Genomic DNA, 19,818 nt, shown 5'->3' on the forward strand with positions numbered 1-19,818 from the left:
CGGCAGCTCTCGGTCTGCCCTCATTCCGCCAGGCCGAGCATGTCGGCCAGGCGCTCGGCGGGCACGTAGCCCGGTACCAGCCGCCCATCGGGCAGCACGATGGCCGGTGTTCCCTGCACGCCCACGGTCATGCCCAGATGATACTGTGCCTCGACCGGATTGTCGCAGTCGGTGCCGCCCGACAGCGTTTCCTGTCGCTTGCCCGCGTTCATCGCCTCGGTCGGATTGCCGTCGCACCAGATCTGCTCGAGAATCCGCGCGCCCTGGGAGTTCATGCCGGCACGGGGAAAGGCCAGGTAGTGCACCTCGATGCCCATCTCGTTGAGGGTCGGCACCTCTTCATGGAACTGACGGCAGTAGGGGCAGGTGGTATCGGTGAAGACGAAGATCTCGGCCCGCTTCTCTGCCGTGCCACGGAATACGACGCGCTCGCTCTCCGGCACGTTGGCAAGCTGCTCGGCCCGCTCGACGTTGCGCGACTGCTCGGTGAGATTGGTCAGCCCACCCTGGCCGTTCTCGTAAAGGTCGCCGACCAGGAAGTACTTGCCTTCGGCATCGCTGTAGAAGGCCTCGCCGGTCTCCAGGCGTACCAGGTAGAAGCCCGGCACCGGGGTCTCGTGCACGCTGGCGACCGGCATGGGCTGGCCGTTGACTTCCAGCCGCTCGGCCAGTCGCTCGGCGGCACCGGCCCAGGCAGCGGCAGGCAGCAGCAGCGACGCCAGGGGAACGGCCAGGGCGAACAGGGAGCCGGCTAGACGATGGGTTAACGCGATCATGATTCAGCCTCGAGGATGATGGTCGGCGTGCAGGGCTTCGAGTCGCGCCTGCGCAACGTGGGTGTAAATCTGCGTGGTCGACAGATCGCTGTGACCGAGCAGCAGCTGTACGACACGCAGATTGGCTCCATGATTCAATAGATGCGTGGCAAACGCATGCCGCAACGTATGCGGCGACAGCGGCCGCGTGATTCCCGCGGTGCGCGCATGGGCCTTGATCCGATGCCAGAAGGTCTGGCGCGTCATGCAGTTGTCGCCACGTCCGGGGAAAAGCGCGGGGCGTGTCGCGTCGCTCATCAGCGCCCCTCGGGCACTGCGCATGTAGCGTGTCAGCCAGTGTACGGCCTCCTCCCCCAACGGGACCAGCCGATCCTTGTCGCCCTTGCCGCGCACCCGCACCACACCCTGACGCAGGTTGACGGCATCCACGCTGAGCCCCACCAGCTCCGAGACCCGCAGGCCGCAGCCATACAGCACCTCGAGCATGGCGCGGTCGCGCAGACCGAGATCGGTGGCCAGGTCCGGCGCCGCCAGCAAACGCTCCACCTCGTCCTCGTCGAGGGTATCGGGCAGGTTGGGCCGCACCCGCGGCAAACGCACCTCGGCCAGCGGATCGCGCTCGATGCGCCCCTCGGCCAGGGCCCAGCGATAGAAGCCACGCAGGCTGGAGAGCAGCCGGGCATTGCTGCGCAGCTGGTAGCCGGCGGCCCGCCGCTCGTCGAGCCAGGCGGGTAACAGCGCCTGGTCCGGTGCCAGCAGGTCGCCGCCCAACTCGGCCAACCGCGCCGCCCAGGCCTCGAGGTCGCGACGATAGGCCGAGAGCGTGTGCTCGCTGGCCCCACGCTCGAGCCACAGGGCATCGAGGAAGGACTCGATCAGCACCAAGGATCGGGCGTCAGGGGGCATGCCCTACTCTCCATACGCAGAGCCGGCACCCATGCACGGGCCTGAGCCCCATGCGCAGGCACGGCCTGAAATGACGAAGCCCCGCCCCGCGTGAGCGGTGGCGGGGCTTGCGGCACAACGAAACCACGAGCGGGCCGGACTCGGGCACGACCCGCACACGCTTTCGTTACGACAGCTTTTCCTTGATACGGGCAGACTTGCCGCTGCGCTCGCGCAGGTAGTACAGCTTGGCCTGGCGCACGTCGCCGCGACGCTTGACCTCGACGGAGTCGACCAGCGGGCTGTAGGTCTGGAAGGTACGCTCGACGCCGACACCGTGGGAGATCTTGCGCACGGTGAAGGCGGAGTTCAGGCCGCGGTTGCGCTTGCCGATCACCACGCCTTCGAAGGCCTGCAGACGCTCGCGGTTGCCTTCCTTGACCTTGACCTGCACGACGACGGTGTCACCCGGGGCGAAATCCGGCACCTGCTTGCTCATCTGCTCGGCTTCGAGCGCCTGGATCACCTTGTTCTTGCTGCTCATGACAATGACTCCTCGTTTCGGCGCCACCGCTCCTTACAAGGTCGACGGTGGCGCGTGATCCCGGCGCCCGAGCCTGGCTCGAGAGCGCGGGAGATGATGGGTGACGCAGGTCCGCGATGCCTGGCCTCCAGGGCTCAGCGTCTCGCGTCCTGCACCTCCGCCCTGCCATTCGACAGGGCGTATTCTTCGATGAACTCCTCGAGCAGCTTCTGCTGCTCGGCGCTCAGCGACCTGCCTTCCAGCAGGTCGGGGCGCCTCAGCCAGGTCCGCCCCAGCGACTGCTTGAGCCGCCAGCGACGAATCTCGCCATGGTGGCCACTGAGCAGCACTTCCGGTACCCGTCGTCCGTCGATCTCTTCGGGACGCGTGTAGTGCGGACAGTCCAGCAGCCCCTGATTGAAGGAGTCCTCGACCGCGGAGTCCTGATGTCCCAGCACGCCGGGAACCAGTCTTGCCGCGGCGTCGATCAGTACCATGGCCGGCAGCTCGCCGCCGCTGAGCACATAGTCGCCGATCGACCACTCTTCATCGATGTCGCTCTCCACGATGCGCTCATCGATACCTTCGTAGCGCCCGGCCACCACCACCAGGGGGGGGCCGCAAGCAAGCTCGCGCGCACCCTGCTGGTCGAGCCTGCGCCCCTGGGGCGACAGGTAGATGACCCTGGGCCGCTGGCCGGTGGCCTCGCTCGCCCGCTGGCGTGCGGCGTGGATGGCCGCGCGCAGGGTGTCGACTTTCATCAGCATGCCGGGGCCGCCGCCATAGGGCCGGTCGTCCACGGTGCGATGCCTGTCGGTGGCGTAGTCGCGCGGGTTCCAGAACTCCAGTGCCACACGCCCCTGACTGACCGCTCTTCCGGTGACGCCGTGCCGGGTGATGGCTTCGAACATCTCGGGAAACAGCGACACCACGCCGACCCACATGTCCGGCGCTGCGCTCGCCCCGGTCTCTGTCTCGAGACTCAAAACTCCGGATCCCAGTCGACGATCATGGTGCCGCCCGCCAGGTCCACCGCGACGATCACCTCGTCGGGCAGGAACGGCAGCAGACGCTCGCGATCGTCGATGGCCGGCGGCTCCCCCTGCGGGTCGCCCTTGACCACCATCACGTCGTTGGCGCCGGTTTCGAACAGGTAGGCGACACGCCCCAGCACCACGCCCTCACGGGTCACGACCGTGAGCCCTTCGAGCTGGTGCCAGTAGTATTCGTCGCCTTCGAGCTGGGGCAGCTCCGCCTTGGGCAGCAGGATCTCGGCGCCGGCCACACGCTCGGCGGCCTCGCGCGAATCGACGCCTTCCAGCAGGGCCACCAGGCCCTTGCCGTGACGCTGTCCCTGCAGCAGGCGATGACGGCTCAGGGTATCGCCCTGACGCAGCACCCACTCGGGATACTCGAGAATGCCGTCCATCGGACCGGTATGGGAGTAGACCTTGAGCCAACCCTTGACGCCGTAGGGGCTGGTCAACTTGCCCAGCACCACATGGTCGTCGCGTTCGCTGCGTGCGGCCTGCTCGCTCATGACGTCACCGAACTGACAGGCTCAGGCCTGCTTGCGGGCTTCCTTGACCAGCTCGGCCACGCGGTCGGACATCTGTGCGCCCTGGCCCTGCCAGTGAGCGACGCGATCCAGATCGACGCGCAGACGCTCTTCCTGACCGCGAGCGATCGGGTTGAAGAAGCCCAGACGCTCGATGAAACGGCCGTCGCGGGAGTTGCGTGAATCGGTCACGGTCAGGTGGTAGAAGGGACGCTTCTTGGCGCCACCACGTGCCAGACGAATGGTAACCATGGCGTTGACTATCCTTCGGTTGAGGTTACGTTTAAATACCGATGCGCCGGCCCCGGCGAACGGCCAGGGTACTCGGCTTCTGCCAGGAAAGCGGGCCCGTGGACCCGCTTTCGCGTCATTCGGTCACTTTCTTGGCAAATGCTTCGTTACAAGCGTGCAGCCGGGCATAGCCACGGTCCTGCCATGAAGACGCAGCATTCTACGGAAATCAGCCCCGCTTTGAAACCCTTTTTCGAGCCTCCGGGCACTGGCCGTAGAATCGACCCCCAGCGCAGCCGCCGTGCGGCTCAGCGCCACGGGAAGCCGCCGGGACCACCCATGCCGCCCATACCGCCGGGGCCACCCGGGCCGCCGCCGCCCATCATGCCGGACATGCCGCGCATCATCTTCTGCATGCCGCCCTTCTTGCCCGCCTTCTTCATCATCTTCTGCATCTGCTTGTGCTGCTTGAGCAGACGGTTGAGGTCGGGCACCTGCAGGCCGGCACCCGCTGCGATGCGGCGCTTGCGCGAGCCGTTGATGATCTCGGGCTTGCGCCGCTCCTGGGGCGTCATCGAATTGATCAGCGCCTCGAGCTTGCCGAGCTCCTTCTCCGGACCAGGCCCCTGGGCCAGCTCGGCCATCTGCCCCATGCCCGGCAGCTTGCCGAGCAGACCGCCCATGCCGCCCATCTTCTTGAGCTGCTGGAGCTGGTCGCGAAAGTCCTCGAGGTCGAAGCCCTCACCCTTCTTGACCTTCTTGGCGAGCTGCTCGGCCTTCTTCTTGTCGACCGTGCGCTCGGCCTCCTCGATCAGCGACAGCACGTCGCCCATGCCGAGGATACGCGAGGCCACCCGATCCGGATGGAAGGGCTCCAGGGCGTCGACTTTCTCGCCCACCCCCATGAACTTGATCGGCTTGCCGGTGATGTGACGCACCGACAGTGCCGCACCGCCACGGGCATCGCCGTCGGCCTTGGTCAGGATCACGCCGGTCAGCGGCAGCGCCTCGTGGAACGCCTTGGCCGTGTTGGCGGCATCCTGGCCGGTCATGGCATCGACCACGAACAGGGTTTCCTGAGGCTGGCAGGCGCGGTGCAGCTCGGCGATCTCGGCCATCATGGCCTCGTCGATGGCCAGGCGACCGGCGGTGTCGACCAGCAGCACGTCGTGGAACTGGATCTTGGCGTGCTTGATTGCCGCCTGGGCGATGTCGACCGGCTTCTGGTCGCTGCGCGAGGGGAAGAAGTCGACGCCGACCTCGCCGGCCAGGGTCTCGAGCTGGTCGATGGCCGCCGGGCGATAGACGTCGGCGGAAACCACCAGCACCTTCTTCTTCTCACGCTCCTTGAGGAAGCGCGCCAGCTTGGCCACCGAGGTGGTCTTGCCCGCCCCCTGCAGGCCGGCCATCAGCACCACCGCCGGGGAACCCTTGAGCGAGAGCCCTTCGTTGGCCTCGCCCATGATCGCCTCGAGCTCCTGCTGGACGATCTTGACGAACTGCTGCCCCGGCGAAAGACTCTTCGATACCTCCTGGCCCACGGCGCGCTCGCGCACGCGCTCGATGAAGGCCTTGACCACCGGCAGGGCGACGTCGGCCTCGAGCAGCGCCCGACGCACCTCGCGCAGCGTGTCCTTGATGTTGTCCTCGGTCAGGCGCGCCTGACCTTTGATGGACTTGAGCGTCTGGGAAAGGCGCTCACTGAGATTCTGGAACATAAGCCACTCCGGCTGTCAGGCTGTCGGCTCGGGGCGATACCTCACGGCGTTCGGGAGGTGTCTGCGACAAGGGGTCACACAGGCGGTGACACGCTGGCGCACGCTGAGGAAACAGCCCTGATAAAGCGGTTTGAAGAGTCTGGGCGACATTATACGCGCTGCGGCGGCCAGTCTCCATGCATGCGCGCCCCGTCCACGGCTGTGCGCCGCAGCGAGGATTGGGTATAGTGGCCTCGGCAGACTCCATCCACCCGAGAGGCACTGACGCTGGCGACGGCGCACGGACGACACTGATGCAGGCGCTTCCCCTGGCCCTCATGGCCTTCATCCTTTATCTGGGCGCAGCCTCCTGGCAAGGGCTCACGCTGTTGCGGCGCGTGCCGCAGCGCCCGGCTCTGGTTCGCGTGCTGGGCCTGCTGGGTCTGTTGTTTCATCTGCCGGTGGCCTTCAAGCTGATCGATCAGAGCCCCGGCCTGATGCCCGGCCTCTCCACCAGCGCGGTGATGCTGACCGCCATCATGGTCATCCTGCTGCTCGGCGTGAGTCTGGCCAAGCCGGTGCTGAGCGTGGCCGTCGGGCTGTTTCCCATCTCCGGCATCGCCCTGCTGCTGGCCGTGGGCCTGCCGAGCCCTGAGCGCACCGGCGGCATGACCCCGGGGATCGCCCTGCACGCCATGAGCTCGGCACTCGCCTTCGGCGTACTCTTCATTGCTGCCTGCCAGGCGGTCCTGCTGGGGCTGCAGAATCATGCCCTGCGCCACCACCATACCCGCGGCGTGGTGCAGGTATTGCCGCCGCTGACCACCATGGAGCGGGTGCTGTTCGAGCTGATCTGGGCCGGCATGGCACTGCTGACCCTGTCGATCGTCAGCGGCTTCGCCTTCGTCGAGAGCATGTTCGCCCAGCACCTGGCCCACAAGACCATCCTCTCGCTGGCGGCCTGGGTGATCTTCGCCATCCTGCTGATCAGCCATCACGTACTGGGCTGGCGCGGCATGCGCGCCGTGCGCTGGACCCTGGGCGGCTGCGCCGTACTGCTACTGGCCTATTTCGGCAGCAAGTTCGTGCTCGAAGTCATCCTCAACCGTACCTGAAGCGTAGGTCGCCTTGACACTGCCGGAGCGAATCCCTACAAACGGGGCTGACACGCCAGCGAGGATCCAACGACCTTGAGCGACGACTTCCCAGTGGGATTGCTGTTCGGCCTGCTTTTCCTGCTCATCTGCCTTTCCGCTTTCTTCTCGAGCTCCGAGACCGGCATGATGTCGATCAACCGCTATCGGCTCAATCACGAAGCCAACAGCGGCGACAGTCGAGCTCGCCGGGTCCTGCGGCTGCTGGCGCGCCCGGACCGGCTGATCGGCGTGATCCTGATCGGCAACAATCTGGTCAACAACCTGGCCGCCGCCATCGCCACCGTGCTGGCCATCCACTTCTTCGGCGAGGTCACCGGTCCCGCCCTCGCCCCGCTGCTGCTCACCATCGTGATCCTGATCTTCGCCGAGGTCAGCCCCAAGACCTACGCCGCGATCAAGCCGGAGCGCATCGCCTATCCCGCCTCGCTGATCCTGGAACCGCTGCTCAAGCTGCTCTATCCGCTGGTATGGCTGGTCAACGCGATCTCCAACGGCCTGCTCAAGCTGACCGGCATCAAGAGCATCGAGGGCGGCGGCGACAGCCTGACCCGCGACGAGCTGCGCACCGTGGTGCACGAGGCGGGCACGCTGATCCCCCATCGCCACCAGGCCATGCTGCTGTCGATCCTCGATCTGGAGAACGTCACGGTCAACGACATCATGGTGCCGCGCCACGAGGTGGTGGGTATCGATCTGGACGATGAGCTGGAGACCATCCTGACCCAGATCCGCACCAGCCAGCACACCCGTCTGCCGGTATTCAAGGGCGACATCAACAACATCATCGGCATGCTGCATCTGCGCAATGCGGCCCGCTTCCTGTCCCGGGACGAAGTGACCAAGGCCTCGATCGTGCAGGAGGCCCGTGAGCCCTACTTCATTCCCGAATCGACGCCGCTGCACACCCAACTGCTCAACTTCCAGAAACAGAAGCGCCGCATCGGCATCGTGGTGGACGAGTACGGCGACGTGGAGGGGCTGGTCACGCTGGAGGACATCCTCGAGGAGATCGTCGGCGAGTTCACCACCGACGTGGCCGGCCAGGATCAGGAGATCCATCGCCAGGACGACGGCAGTCACGTGATCGACGGTACCGCCAACATCCGCGACATCAACCGCACCCTGGGCTGGAAGCTGCCGACCGACGGCCCCAAGACCCTCAACGGCCTGATCCTCGAGCACCTGGAAGCTTTCCCGGATGGCCCGGCCTGCCTGCAGATCGGCAGCGTTCGCATGGAAATCATCGAAGTGCGGGACAACCTGATCACCTCGGCGCGCTGCTGGCAGACGGTGCGCAGCGGACGTGCGCGACAGCCCTGATCAGTGCCGGGGCGTGCCGAGCCGGTGCGGGCAGGCCCAGCCGTCGGCTTCGGCCTTGAGCGCCCGCACGTGCGCCTCCAGCCGGTCGCGCTGCGCCAGCCGCGGCGGAATCGGCCGGCCGAAGTAGAGCGCCACTCGGGCGCGGAAGCGGCTCGGCCGCTTGGACAGCGCCGGACCGTTGCAATGCGACGTCCACGACCCCCACAGGCCGGCCAGACCGGCAGGGATCACCGGCACCGGATCGCGGGCCAGGATCGTCTCCAGCCCGCGTCGAAAGGCATGCACCTCGCCATCCGGCGTCAAGCGGCCTTCGGGGAACAGCATCACCACTTCACCGCTGCGCAGCGCCCGACTGACCTCCTCCAGCGCCCGGCGTACGCTGCCGGGATCGCGCCGGTCGGACTCCACCGGAATCGCTCCCACCAGGCGGAACAGCCAGTTGAGCCAGGGCGACTCGTAGATCGGCCGGTCCATCAGGAAACGCAGCGGGCGCGGGCTCGCACCGCCGATCACCAACGCATCCATGAAGCTGACATGGTTGCACACCACCACGGCCGCGCCCTTGGCGGGAATATGCTCGAGCCCGCGCAGGCGCAGCCGATAGCAGCAGTGGATCAGCAGAAAGATGAGATAGCGAATGACCGGTCGCGGCTTGCGAACCATGCGCCAGCCGCCGGCGGTCAGCATGACGGCAAGCAGCCCGTACAGGACGAGATTCACGCGATATCGGACCTATGCTTCAGGCCGGCGAGGATGGTGGAGAGCAGCTGGTCGAGCAGTTCCGGCACCTCGAGCTGCTGGCCCTGCCAATAGCCCAGGCGCTCGTTGAGGCCAAGCTGTACCAGGCCGTGCACGCTGCCCCACAGGGTGCGCCCGAGGCGCCTGGCCTCGAGATCGCCCAGCGCCGGCTGATACTCCTTCAGCCCGTTCTCCACGCGCAGGAACAGCGCCTCGATCATGTCGGACTGACGCTGGTCGAGCTCGCCCTCCTGCGCCAGCGGATAATCGAACAGCAGCTGCCAGCGGAACGGCTCGCGCTGGGCGAACTGCCAGTAGGCCAACGCCAGGGAGCGCATCTGCCGTTCCGGCGCCACGCCCTCGGTCAGCGGTTCGATGACCATACGCAGACGCGCCAGCGTCTCGATGTTCACATGCTGCAACAGATTGCCGAAGCTGCCGTAGAGCTTGAGCAACGTGCTCGGCGCACAGCCCACCTCACGCGCCAGGGCTCGCAGCGAGAGCGCGTGTACGGGATTGCTCTGCAGCCAGTCATCGCATGCCGCCATGACCTGGGCATGGAGCGCTTCGGGCGCATGCTGTCGGGGACGAGCCATCGAGTTCCTCGCAGAACGTTACCAATCTCGTGGGCGGATTACTTCGCACGGTAGCGTAGGATAGCGCACATCGAACACTGTTTTCGACCATTGCGAGCGAAGCCTTGTTCATTACCCCTCGACTTGGCTACCCTGACGCCACCCCGACACCCGGAGATTCCATGGCCGGCCGCCTGTACATTCCTCAGCTCGACGTCGCTCGATTGCTACCCGGGCTGTGCCAGGAGTCACCGCTGCTGACCGGCGCCAACGTGGCGCCCAGACGCGTACTGACGCACATTCGCCTGGAAGCGGGCAGAGCCTGCACGAGGCCGGTGTTCTGGGGGCTGACCCCTGCCTGGCTGACCGTGCTCGATCATGCCCCCCATTGCGCCCGGGCTGAATCCCTCGACGCTCGCCCCATGTTTCGCGAGGCCTTCGCCGCACGCCGTTGCCTGGTGCCGGTCGGCGGGATCTATCTGTGGAAGATGCAGCCCCGCTTCAAGCAGCCGTTTCTCATCACCCGGGGCGATCGCGCTCCGCTGCTGCTGGCGGGCATCTGGTGCCGCTACCACACGACGCTGACCGAGCACACCGACTCGATGGCGCTGGTGACGGTGCCGACCAACGATTTTCTGGCCCCGCTGGGCGACCGGTTGCCGGCGCTGATTGCTGCCGACGAGGCCCGCAGTTGGCTCGACCCCGACACGCCGGTGGAAACCGCGCGGGCGCTGCTGCGTCCCGCGCCGAGGGAACTGTTGGGCGCCTTTCCGGTATCAAGAAGGGTCAACGATCCCAACAATCAGGATCCCGCCTGCGCACACCCCACAGGCCCCATGTTGCGCTGGAACGAACAGGAGACATGATGCTCAAGCCCCATCCGACTCTGCCAAGCCGTGGCTCTCTGCCCTGGCTTGCCGGCCTGCTGCTTACCGGCCTGCTGCTTCCGGCCCTGGCCCAGGCGCAGCAGGCCGAGGAAGCGGCACATGACTACGAAGCGGCCATCGAGGAGGTCATCGAGCCCCACGTCAGCCCCCATGACGATCGCGACTACCGGGTGCTGACGCTCGAGAACGGCCTGACTGCACTGCTGGTCAGCGACGTCACGGCCGACCGCGCCGCCGCCTCGATGAACGTCGGCGTGGGCAGCGCCCAGGATCCGGACGATCTGGCCGGGCTGGCGCACTTCCTCGAGCACATGCTGTTCCTCGGCACCGAGCCCTTCCCCGAAGCCGATGCCTACCAGGGCTATCTGCGCCGTCACGGCGGCAGCCACAACGCCTTCACCGCACCGCAGGACACCAACTACTTCTTCGAGGTCGAACCCGCCGCGCTGCCCGGCGCTCTGGATCGCTTCAGCCAGTTCTTCCTCACGCCGCTGTTCAACGCCGATCAGCTGGAGAGCGAGCGCAACATCGTGCACTCCGAATACATGGCGCGCATCCGCGACGATGGCCGCCGTGAGAACGACGTGCTCAATCAGGTGCTCAATCCCGCCAACCCCACCACGGGCTTCTCGGTGGGCAGCCGTGAGACCCTGGCCGACCCGCCCGCCGGCGAGCCGACCCTGCGCGAGCGGGTGATCGAGTTCTACGAGCGCTACTACGACGCCAACGTCATGCACCTGACGCTGGTGGGTCCGCAGCCGCTGGACGAGCTGGAAGCAATGGTGGCCGAGCGCTTCGCCGATATCGCCGATCGCGGCCTGGAGCGCCCGGTGATCGAGGAGCCGCTGATCGACGAGACGGCGCTGCCGCGCCATGTGGAGCTGCAATCGGTGCGCGACAGCCGCCATGTGCGCTTCATGTTCCCGGTGCCGGATTCGCTCCAGCACTACCGTCACAAGCCCGCCGACTTCCTCGCCCACCTGCTCGGCCATGAAGGCGAAGGCAGCCTGTTCGCGGTCCTGCGCGACGCCGGTCTGGCCGACGGTCTCTCCGCCGGCGTGGGCCGTGGCGACGAGCGCCACGCGCTGTTCACCGTCAGCGTCAGCCTGACGCCGGCCGGGGCCGAGCGCATCGACGAGATCGAGGCCACCCTGTTCGCCGCCATCGAGCAGATCCGCGAACAGGGGCTGGAGGCGTGGCGCTACGACGAGCAGGCCCAGCTCGCCGAGCAGCAGTTCCGTTTTCAGCAGCATGGCTCACCGCTGCAGAGCGCCATGCGGCTGGCCATGAACCTGGCGCGCTTCCCGGTGGAAGACGTGCAGTACGCCGCCTATCGCATGGACGGCTTCGAGCCCGAACTGATCGCCACCTATCTCGACGCCCTGCGCCCCGAGCTGCTGCTGCGGGTCTACAGCGGTCCCGAAGTGGAGGGCGAGCAGACGTCACCCTGGTTCAATACCCCCTGGCGTGAAGTGGAGCCCGAGGCGAGCACCGCTCAGCCCCGGGCGGGGCTCGCCCTGCCAGCGCCGAATCCGTTCATCGCCGAAGACCTGGCCCTGCTCGACCAGCAGGACGAGCGACCCGCGCAGTTGCTGGAGGAACCGGGCTTCGAGCTCTGGCACATGGCGGATGCCAGCTTCAACACGCCCAAGGTCGAGTGGCGCTTCAGCCTGCAGAATCCCACGGCCAGCAGCGACCCGCGACATGCCGTCCTAGCCCACCTGCTGGCGGGCTGGCTGGACGACAGTCTCAACGAGGAGTTCTATGCGGCGCGACTGGCCGGCCACGATGTCGAGGCCTACCCCCACGCCCGCGGCATCACGCTGGCCTTTGCCGGCTGGCGCGACCGTCAGGACCGGGTGATGCGCCGCACCCTGGAGCAACTGCGCCATGGCGACATCGACGAGGCCAGCTTCGAGCGCGTGCGCTATCGCCTGCAGCGCGAATGGCGCAATGCCCCGCAGGCAGCGCTGTTCCGCCAGGGCCATCGCACCCTGGCCGAAGCGCTGATGCGTCCGCAGTGGCCGACCCAGAGCCTGCTCGACGCCAGCCGAGAGCTGACGGTGGACGATCTGCGCACCTTCCGCGACGCCTTCCTCGGTAAGCTGCGTCTGCAGGCGCTGGCCATCGGCAACCTGGATGCCGAACTGGCCAAACGCGAGGGGCGGCTGGTCGCCGAGATGCTGACCCCAACCCTGGAGAAAGAGGCGATCCCGGATCTGACGCCGCTGCGCATCGACGAGGCGCTGCCCATCCTGCACCCCCATACGACTCGCGAAGAGTCGCTGGTGCTGCGCTATCTGCAGGGCAGCGACCGCTCACTCGACAGTCAGGCGCGGCTGGCGGTACTGGGCCAGTTGATCGACACGCCCTTCTATCAGCGCCTGCGCACCGAGGAGCAGCTGGGCTATGTGGTCAGCGCCGGTTACTCGCCGCTGCTGGACGCCCCGGGGCTCAGCCTGCTGGTACAGTCTCCCGACGTCGCCAGCGACGAGATCAAGCATCACATCGATGCCTTCCTGGTGGAGTTCGGCCAGCAACTGACGGAGCTGGACGACGCCGACCTGGCCCCCTACCGTCAGGCCGTGCATGACGGCCTGCTGCAGCGCGACACCAGCCTTGCAGGGCTGACCAACCGCCTGTGGCGCGCGCTGTCGTTCGGCGATACCGGCTTCGACCGTCGCGAGCGGCTGGCTCAGCGCGTGTTGTCGGTGACGGCAGACGATCTGCGCGAGACCTGGCCGAGCCTGACCGAGCGCGCCATCGCCACCATCGCCTACGACCCGGGCGACGAGCCCAGCGACGTCGCCGCTCTCACCCGGCACCTGGAACCGCTGCCCGAAGCCGACGACTGAAACCGAACCACGGAACGCACTGCGCCCGGCCATTGGCCGGGCGCAGTCATGTCTGGCCGCACGTCGTCAGCCGAAGGCCTGGGCAGGCATCATCGCCTCCACATGCATCACCAGCTCCTCGAGGATCGCCCGGTCGCGGTCGCTCAGCGCCACCTGATTGAAGCGCTCGATCTCACGGGCGAAGTCCCTCAGGGTGAAACCGGCCACGGCAGCATCGTTCAGGCGATCCCAACGATACGCCTCCCAGCGCGCCTGCTCCTCGCTGCTCAGGGTGTCGGGATAGCTGCGCGCGCGATAGCGGAACAGCATCTCCTCCAGCCGGGGGTCCTGGAAGGCAAAACGCGCATCGACCAGATCCCAGGGCGAGGTGGCGCGCACCCGCTGCATCTCCTGGCGGTCGGCGGGGGAGAAGAAGCCGCCGCTGTAGAGCATCAAATCGGGGTCGTGCGGGCCCTCGGGGGGCGCCTGGGCGAACACCGCGGCCACCTTCTGCCCCACCTCGGGGCTGGCCATCAGGCGCTTCCAGTTGGCGCGACAGGCTGGCAGATCGAGTCCCAGGCGCTCGACGATCTCGCCGTATTCGCCCTGGCGCGGACCTTCGACGTCCTTGAGCGCCGCCGCAGGCAGGATCACCGGACTGCGGTTGATGTGGATGACCTTGAGCGGAATGCGCGCCTCGCCCTCGGCGAGGTCGTCGCTGCTGACGAACACGCGCTGGCGAATCTGCTCGGCGCTCATCTCGATCAGCGCCTGAGGGTCCACGGAGAGGTCGTAGACGATCACGCCGTTGGGGTTGGTGGGATGCTCCGCCAGCGGCATCACCAGCGCGCTGCAGCCGCGGCTGGCCGGATAGCGCCGCGACACGTGCAGCACCGGCTTGCGCCCTGGCACATCGAGCCGCTTGGCCACCTCGCGCTTGCTGCGCAGCGCCAGCAGGTAGTCGAACAGGCGTGCGTTGCGTTGTCTGAGCAGCCGCGCCAGGGCGATGGTGGCACGCACGTCGGCTACCGCGTCGTGGGCGCCTTCGTGGGCGATGCCGTTGGCGGCGGTCAGGTCCTCGAGGCGGAAGCTCGGCGAGCCGTCCTCGCGCTTCGGCCAGGCGATGCCGGTGGGGCGCAGAGCGTGAAAGGCGCGCACCGCATCGATCAGGTCCCAGCGCGAGTTGCCGTTCTGCCACTCCCGGGAGTAGGGGTCGAGCAGGTTGCGGTAGAACAGGCAGCGACTCACTTCGTCGTCGAAGCGCAGCGAGTTGTAGCCCAGCGCACAGGTACCGGGCTCGCTCATCAGCGCGTGGATGCGCCCGGCGAACTCCGCCTCGGGCAGGCCGCGGCGACGCGCCTGCTGCGGCGTGATGCCGGTGATCAGGCACGCCTGTGGGTGCGGTAGATAGTCGTCCGCCGGTTTGCAGAACAGCTCGACCGGCTCGCCGAGCTCGTTGAAATCGCTATCGGTACGAATCGCGGCAAACTGCGAAGGGCGATCGCGCCGCGGGTCGGCGCCGAAGGTTTCGTAGTCATGCCACAGGAAGGTCATCGGGGCGGCATCTGGCTTCGCCATGGGCGCGGTGTCTCCTGACTGCGTCCTGAGCGGCACAGCCTAACACAGCCCCGCGGACGACTCAGCCGAGGAAGCAGCGGGCACCGCTCGTACGACTAGCGAGTCGCAGCCGGACTCGTTCAGCTGCCGTCTAACTGCGCGGCAGCGTGACGTTGAGTTCCAGCACCGAACAGTTGTCTTCACTGTCCAGGCTGATGTTGATGGCGTCGTCGTCCACCTGGACGTAACGGCGAATCACCTCGAGCAGCTCCTTCTCCAGCATCGGCATGTAGTCGGGCTGGCCACGCTGGCTGCGCTGATGCGCCACGATGATCTGCAGCCGCTCCTTGGCTACCGAGGCGGTCTTCTTGCGTTCTCGCTTCAGAAACTCCAGCAACTTCACCGGCGACCTCCTCCGAACATACGGCTCAGCAGGCTCTTCTTCTGGAACTCGTGGAAGCGCAGCGGCACCTCCTCTCCCAGCAGACGCGAGACGGTATCCATGTAGGCTTGCCCCGCATCGCTGTTGTCATCGTGGGTCACGGGCACGCCCTGGTTGGAAGCGCGCAGCACCGCCTCGGATTCGGGAATCAGGCCGATCAGGTCGATGGCCAGGATTTCCCGGATGTCGTCGAGGTTGAGCATGTCACCGTGATCGACCCGCGCCGCGTTGTAACGCGTGATCAGCAGGTGCTCCTTGACCGGATCCTCGCCGCGCTCGGCGCGCCGCGTCTTGGAGGCGAGCAGGCCCAGAATGCGGTCGGAGTCGCGCACCGAAGAGACCTCGGGGTTGGTGACCACGATCGCCTCGTCGGCGTAGTACATGGCCAGTTGGGCGCCGCGCTCGATGCCGGCCGGGGAGTCGCACAGGATGTAGTCGAAATCCTTGCCCAGGTTTTCGAGCACCCGCTCGACGCCCTCGGAAGTCAGCGCATCCTTGTCGCGGGTCTGGGAGGCCGGCAGGATGTGCAGGTTGTCGACCCGCTTGTCGCGAATCAGGGCCTGATTGAGTCCGGCTTCGCCCTGGATCACGTTGACCAGGTCGTAAACCACGCGACGCTCGCAGCCCATGATGAGATCCAGGTTGCGCAGCCCCACGTCGAAGTCGATGACAACGGTCTTGTTGCCTCGCAGCGCAAGCCCAGTGGCGATGGCCGCTGCGCTGGTGGTCTTGCCGACCCCACCCTTGCCTGAGGTCACTACGATGATCTTGGCCAAGTTACACATTCCTTTGAATGGACGATGGATGACGAAAAAAGAGCGCGGCCCGACTAGTCCAGCGAGGTGATGCCCAACTGGGCATCGCGCAGCACGACCTGCACCGAGGAGCCCAGCAGATGCGGGTCGATGTCTTCGAGACGCTTGTAGGTGCCTGCCACCGAGAGCAGCTCGGCGCGCAGCTCACGGCAGAAGATACCCGCATCGGTATCGCCATGGATACCGGCCAGGGCACGGCCGCGCAGGGCGCCATAGACATGGATGCTGCCCGCCGCCAGCACCTCGGCGCCCGCGTTGACGGCCCCGATCACCACCAGATCGCCTTCCGGAGCGCTGACCTGCTGGCCGGAACGCACCGTGCCGCGATAGATACGGCCGCCGCTTGCCCCCCCGGGCTGCTTCGCCGTCTCCGGTGCCGACGCCTCGGCAGACGGCACCTCCTCGAGCGTGCGTGCCCGCGTGGCATCGGTGGGTGGGAACCAGCCAAGCCCCAGCGCCCAGGCCGACTGCTTGACGGGGTCGGCGCCACCGCGCACGGCCACCGGCAACAGCTTGTGGGTGCGGCACACGGCACAGATCCGCTCCAGGGCGAGGTGGGGCTCATCCAGCTTTTCTACGCTGAGAACGACAGGTGTATGCTGAAAGAACGCGGGGGATTGGCTGAGCTTGCCTGACAGCTGCTCACGGATACGTTCGGGGTCGGCGCTTGCCAACTCCATGACCGTCATGGGCAGCATGCCCCCCTTGAAGGTGAATGCCATCTCTGCCCTGTCCACTTTGAGGCTCATTGCCGGACTCCACTGGGGTGTTGTCGGGTCGTGGGACTAAAGCTAAGCGACTCCCATCCCCCCTGCAACTGGTGATACGGCCAGCCGAAGCCCTCCGGCGCCTGCCGACATTTCCCGGTACTGACCGATGCCTGCCCGCACCCTGCTGTTCCGACGGACTTTTCCACAGCGGCGGCGCGTGCTTAGATAACATACATTAGTCGAAAGACGCCGCCTCGACAGCAATAAAAAAGGCCTGCGCAGCCTGGCCGCTGCGCCTCTCAATCTCAGGATGCCCCATGCCCGGATTCCTAAGCCGCCTCTTCGCCCCACGCTGGCGGCACCCCGATGCCCAGATTCGACGACAGGCCATTGCTCGGCTCGACCCGGCTCGACCCGACCAGCGCCAGGCGCTGGAAGCGCTGTGCCTCGATGCGGACACCTCGGTCCGCCGGGCGGCGCTGGAGAGGATCGACTCGGTCGACATCCTGCTTGCCCTGGCGCAGCGCCAGCCGGATCAGCCCGAGCTGCAAGAACGCCTGATCGCTCTGATCACCGGACAGGCCGGCAGCCTGGATCTCGCCCAGCGTCTGCGCTATGCGGAATCCCTCGACGACAGCACCCTGCTCTCTCGCGTGGCCTTGGAGGGTGACAACCAGCAGCTGCGGCTGGCAGCCGTGGAGCGTTTGTCGGCGGAAGAGGACTTGATCGAACAGGCCTGCGAGAACGGCATTGCCGCCGTACGCCATGCCGCCGCCGCTCGCGTGACCAGCGAAGCGGGCCTCCAGCGTCTGGCCCAGCAGGCACGCCGAGATCGCCAGGTCATGCGTCAGGCGCGTGAGCGCCTGAACCGGCTACGCACCGATGCAGCCACGCTGGCGGCGGCCCGCGAGCAGCGCGAAAACCTGCTGATGAAACTGGAGGCCCATGCCCGCGCTCCCTGGGAGCCCCTCTATGCCGGCCGCTACCGCCACCTGGTGCGGGCCTGGGAAGCGCTCGACGACCTGCCCGACGCCGTTCAGGAGCGACGCTTCCAGGATGCCAGTCTGGGTTGTCGCAAGACCCTCTCGGATCACGATGCCCACGAGCACGCCATCGCCGAGACCGACCGGCGCCGCGAACGGGCTGCCGAAGCACGCGAGTCATTGCTCGAAGCGCTGGAAGAGAGTCTGGCCGGCCTGCCACGCGGCGACCGCCTCACCGGCCAGGACATCGCCAGCCTGCGCTCCCAGAAGATCCTGCTGGCCAACCGTTGGCAGACCCTCTCGGACCTGCACGTCACCGACGCAGCGCTGCGCAAGCGCTACGACGCGATTCTGGCGGACTATGACCATGTGCTGCGAACCTGGGAGCGCTTCGAAGCGCATGCCGCCGACATCGAACGGGCGCTGCAGGAGCAGGACGGCGAATCTCTGACCGACGCCGTCAAGGCCTGCCAATGGCCGGACGAGCTGCCACCGCCCCCGCTGCTGACCCGTGCCCGGCAGCTAATGACTGGCCACGAGCATGCAACGGAAGAGGATCAGGCGGCGCGACTCACCCGCTTCGCCCAGGACCTCGAGCAGCTCGAGAGACTGCTGGATCGCGGCGAGTTCAAGGGTGCCAGCCGTCTGCACCAGAGCTTGAAACACCGCGCCGACACCCTGCCTTCGGCGAAGCTGCATCCGCATCAAGCGACGCTCAAGCGGCTCGGCGCACGTCTGGCCGAGCTGCGCGACTGGCGCGGCTTCGTCGCCGGCCCCAAGCGCGAGCAGCTGTGTCAGGCCATCGATCAACTGGCAGGCGATAGCGGTATCGCGGATGCCGAACTCGACCGTCGCCACCGCCAACTGGTGCGAGACTGGAAGGAGCTGGGCGATGCCGCGGCCAGCCGCGAGCTCTCCGAGCGCTTTCGCAGCGCCTCCGACCGCATACACGAGCGCCTGGCGCCCTGGCATGAACGGCAGGCCGAGGAGCGGATACGCAATCTCGAGGCGCGTACTAGCCTGTGCGAGCAGTTGGAGGCCCTGCTCGACGCACCGGCCAACGATGCCGACCCGGATGCCCTGCGACGCATCCGCGACCAGGCACGTGAAGAGTGGCGCCGTCATTCGCCGGTGCCGCGCGATCAGGCGCAGGCCATCGGACGACGCTTCGGCCGCATTCGCTTCGCTCTGCAGGGGCTCATCGACCAACGCGCCAAGGAAGTCGCCGACGCCAAGCGCACCCTCATCGACGAGGTTAACGCTCTCATCGAGCAGAAGATGTCCTCTGACACCCGGGCCGAGAGAGCCAAGGCGCTACAGCAGCGCTGGCGCGAGCTTGGCCGTGCGCCTCGCGGGGAGGAGCAGACGCTGTGGCGTGAATTCCGCACAGCCTGCGACCAGATCTTTGCCATGCGTGAGGCCCAGCGCGACGACCGCGCCCATCAGGCGCGTCAGCGCCTGGACGACATGCAGGCACTCATCGACCGCCTGGACGCCTGGCAGCCGAGCCGCTCCAGCGACGGCCACGTGCTGGAGCAGGCGATCGAGCACGCCACGGCGCTGGAGCCGCTGCCCTCGGGCCGCCGCACGGAAGGCATGCGCCGGCGCTGGAGCGGCATCGTGCGTACCCGACGCGAGCGACTGGCACGTCTGGCCGTGGTGGAAGAGATACAGCAGTGGCAGGCCTGCCGGCCGCTGCTCGATGCCCACCTGAGCGCCGATGCCGACTGGCTCGAGAACGGCGTCGCCACCGAGGTTCCCCTCGACTCGGCCGCGTCGCTGCCCGAAGACATGCGTCGCGCGCATGAGCAGCGTAACGCAGCCAGGAAACACCCCCCGTCCGCCGAGGCGGTTCATGAACAGCTGGCACGTCTGCGCGTACATCTCTCTCTGCTGGCCATGGGGCGGGTCAGTCAGCACGACGAACCGCTGCGCCTGGCCATCCAGGTCGAACGTCTCAACGAAGGCCTGGGCCGCGAGTTGAGTCAGGCCGAGGAGGTGCGCATCGTGCTGCGCAACCTGTTGGCCACCGGGCCGGTCTCCCCCGAGCAGTGGCAGCACGAGGTGGGAGAACTCGACTCGCTGCTGACACGTCTGACGCGCCTGCCGCCGCCCTGACAGCGGCGCGCA

18 protein-coding genes are annotated in these 19,818 nt (G+C 66.9%); 5 read left to right on the plus strand and 13 right to left on the minus strand.

Features of this window, described 5'->3' with window-relative positions; all coding sequences use genetic code 11:
• Positions 1-20: 20 nt before the first annotated feature.
• The 7 genes from C4S71_RS20400 to ffh form a co-directional block, all read right to left on the minus strand.
• Positions 21-776, minus strand: a complete 756-nt coding sequence (locus tag C4S71_RS20400; RefSeq protein WP_086508979.1) for a DsbC family protein — start codon at positions 774-776, stop codon at positions 21-23.
• A gap of 3 nt (positions 777-779) precedes the next feature.
• Positions 780-1,682 (minus strand): site-specific tyrosine recombinase XerD, encoded by a 903-nt coding sequence (gene xerD, locus C4S71_RS20405; RefSeq protein WP_422666863.1) that lies wholly within the window; start codon positions 1,680-1,682, stop codon positions 780-782.
• 166 nt (positions 1,683-1,848) lie between these two features.
• Positions 1,849-2,205: a 50S ribosomal protein L19 gene (gene rplS / locus C4S71_RS20410; protein ID WP_086508978.1), complete on the minus strand. Its 357-nt coding sequence runs from the start codon at positions 2,203-2,205 to the stop codon at positions 1,849-1,851.
• Between the two features lie 134 nt (positions 2,206-2,339).
• Positions 2,340-3,128 (minus strand): tRNA (guanosine(37)-N1)-methyltransferase TrmD, encoded by a 789-nt coding sequence (trmD, locus tag C4S71_RS20415; RefSeq protein WP_103970372.1) that lies wholly within the window; start codon positions 3,126-3,128, stop codon positions 2,340-2,342.
• 38 nt (positions 3,129-3,166) lie between these two features.
• Positions 3,167-3,724, minus strand: coding sequence for a ribosome maturation factor RimM (gene rimM, locus C4S71_RS20420; RefSeq protein ID WP_103970373.1), 558 nt, complete (start codon positions 3,722-3,724; stop codon positions 3,167-3,169).
• A gap of 21 nt (positions 3,725-3,745) precedes the next feature.
• Positions 3,746-3,994 (minus strand): 30S ribosomal protein S16, encoded by a 249-nt coding sequence (rpsP, locus tag C4S71_RS20425; protein ID WP_086508976.1) that lies wholly within the window; start codon positions 3,992-3,994, stop codon positions 3,746-3,748.
• A 287-nt stretch (positions 3,995-4,281) separates the two neighbouring features.
• Positions 4,282-5,691, minus strand: coding sequence for a signal recognition particle protein (ffh, locus tag C4S71_RS20430; RefSeq protein WP_103970374.1), 1,410 nt, complete (start codon positions 5,689-5,691; stop codon positions 4,282-4,284).
• A gap of 293 nt (positions 5,692-5,984) precedes the next feature.
• On the opposite strand from ffh, the gene C4S71_RS20435 reads away from it, so the two are divergent.
• Together C4S71_RS20435 and C4S71_RS20440 are read left to right on the plus strand one after the other, a co-directional pair.
• Positions 5,985-6,785, plus strand: a complete 801-nt coding sequence (locus tag C4S71_RS20435; RefSeq protein WP_086508974.1) for a cytochrome C assembly family protein — start codon at positions 5,985-5,987, stop codon at positions 6,783-6,785.
• 75 nt (positions 6,786-6,860) lie between these two features.
• The gene (locus tag C4S71_RS20440; RefSeq protein ID WP_086508973.1) at positions 6,861-8,147 is read left to right on the plus strand and encodes an HlyC/CorC family transporter; all 1,287 of its coding nucleotides are present in this window, start codon (positions 6,861-6,863) and stop codon (positions 8,145-8,147) included.
• On the opposite strand, the gene C4S71_RS20445 is transcribed toward C4S71_RS20440, so the two are convergent.
• Together C4S71_RS20445 and C4S71_RS20450 are read right to left on the minus strand one after the other, a co-directional pair.
• The gene (locus tag C4S71_RS20445) at positions 8,148-8,867 is read right to left on the minus strand and encodes a 1-acyl-sn-glycerol-3-phosphate acyltransferase (RefSeq protein WP_086508972.1); all 720 of its coding nucleotides are present in this window, start codon (positions 8,865-8,867) and stop codon (positions 8,148-8,150) included.
• On the minus strand, positions 8,864-9,481 hold the full coding sequence (locus C4S71_RS20450; RefSeq protein WP_010630220.1) for a TetR/AcrR family transcriptional regulator: 618 nt from the start codon (positions 9,479-9,481) through the stop codon (positions 8,864-8,866). The genes C4S71_RS20445 and C4S71_RS20450 overlap by 4 nt, the downstream gene beginning before the upstream one ends.
• 161 nt (positions 9,482-9,642) lie before the next feature.
• On the opposite strand from C4S71_RS20450, the gene C4S71_RS20455 reads away from it, so the two are divergent.
• Positions 9,643-10,326 carry an SOS response-associated peptidase gene (locus C4S71_RS20455; protein ID WP_086508971.1) on the plus strand — a complete coding sequence of 228 codons (684 nt, stop codon included), beginning with the start codon at positions 9,643-9,645 and terminating at the stop codon, positions 10,324-10,326.
• Complete coding sequence (locus C4S71_RS20460) at positions 10,323-13,202, plus strand: insulinase family protein (protein ID WP_103970375.1); 2,880 nt, start codon at positions 10,323-10,325, stop codon at positions 13,200-13,202. The genes C4S71_RS20455 and C4S71_RS20460 overlap by 4 nt, the downstream gene beginning before the upstream one ends.
• Positions 13,203-13,268: 66 nt before the next feature.
• Here C4S71_RS20460 and sbcB read toward each other — a convergent pair whose 3' ends face one another.
• From sbcB to minC, 4 genes are all read right to left on the minus strand, one after another.
• The gene (sbcB, locus tag C4S71_RS20465; RefSeq protein WP_103970376.1) at positions 13,269-14,759 is read right to left on the minus strand and encodes an exodeoxyribonuclease I; all 1,491 of its coding nucleotides are present in this window, start codon (positions 14,757-14,759) and stop codon (positions 13,269-13,271) included.
• A 130-nt stretch (positions 14,760-14,889) separates the two neighbouring features.
• Positions 14,890-15,141, minus strand: coding sequence for a cell division topological specificity factor MinE (gene minE, locus C4S71_RS20470; protein WP_010630224.1), 252 nt, complete (start codon positions 15,139-15,141; stop codon positions 14,890-14,892).
• Complete coding sequence (minD, locus tag C4S71_RS20475; protein ID WP_010630225.1) at positions 15,138-15,956, minus strand: septum site-determining protein MinD; 819 nt, start codon at positions 15,954-15,956, stop codon at positions 15,138-15,140. Before minD ends, minE begins: the two co-directional genes overlap by 4 nt.
• A gap of 53 nt (positions 15,957-16,009) precedes the next feature.
• A complete protein-coding gene (minC, locus tag C4S71_RS20480) occupies positions 16,010-16,744 on the minus strand; it encodes a septum site-determining protein MinC (RefSeq protein ID WP_086508968.1) in 735 nt (244 codons plus the stop codon).
• A gap of 278 nt (positions 16,745-17,022) precedes the next feature.
• Between minC and C4S71_RS20485 the strand changes: the two genes are divergently transcribed.
• A complete protein-coding gene (locus C4S71_RS20485) occupies positions 17,023-19,806 on the plus strand; it encodes a DUF349 domain-containing protein (protein ID WP_103970377.1) in 2,784 nt (927 codons plus the stop codon).
• Positions 19,807-19,818: the final 12 nt, after the last annotated feature.

Source organism: Billgrantia desiderata, assembly GCF_900108215.1.
Lineage (GTDB): Bacteria > Pseudomonadota > Gammaproteobacteria > Pseudomonadales > Halomonadaceae > Halomonas > Halomonas desiderata.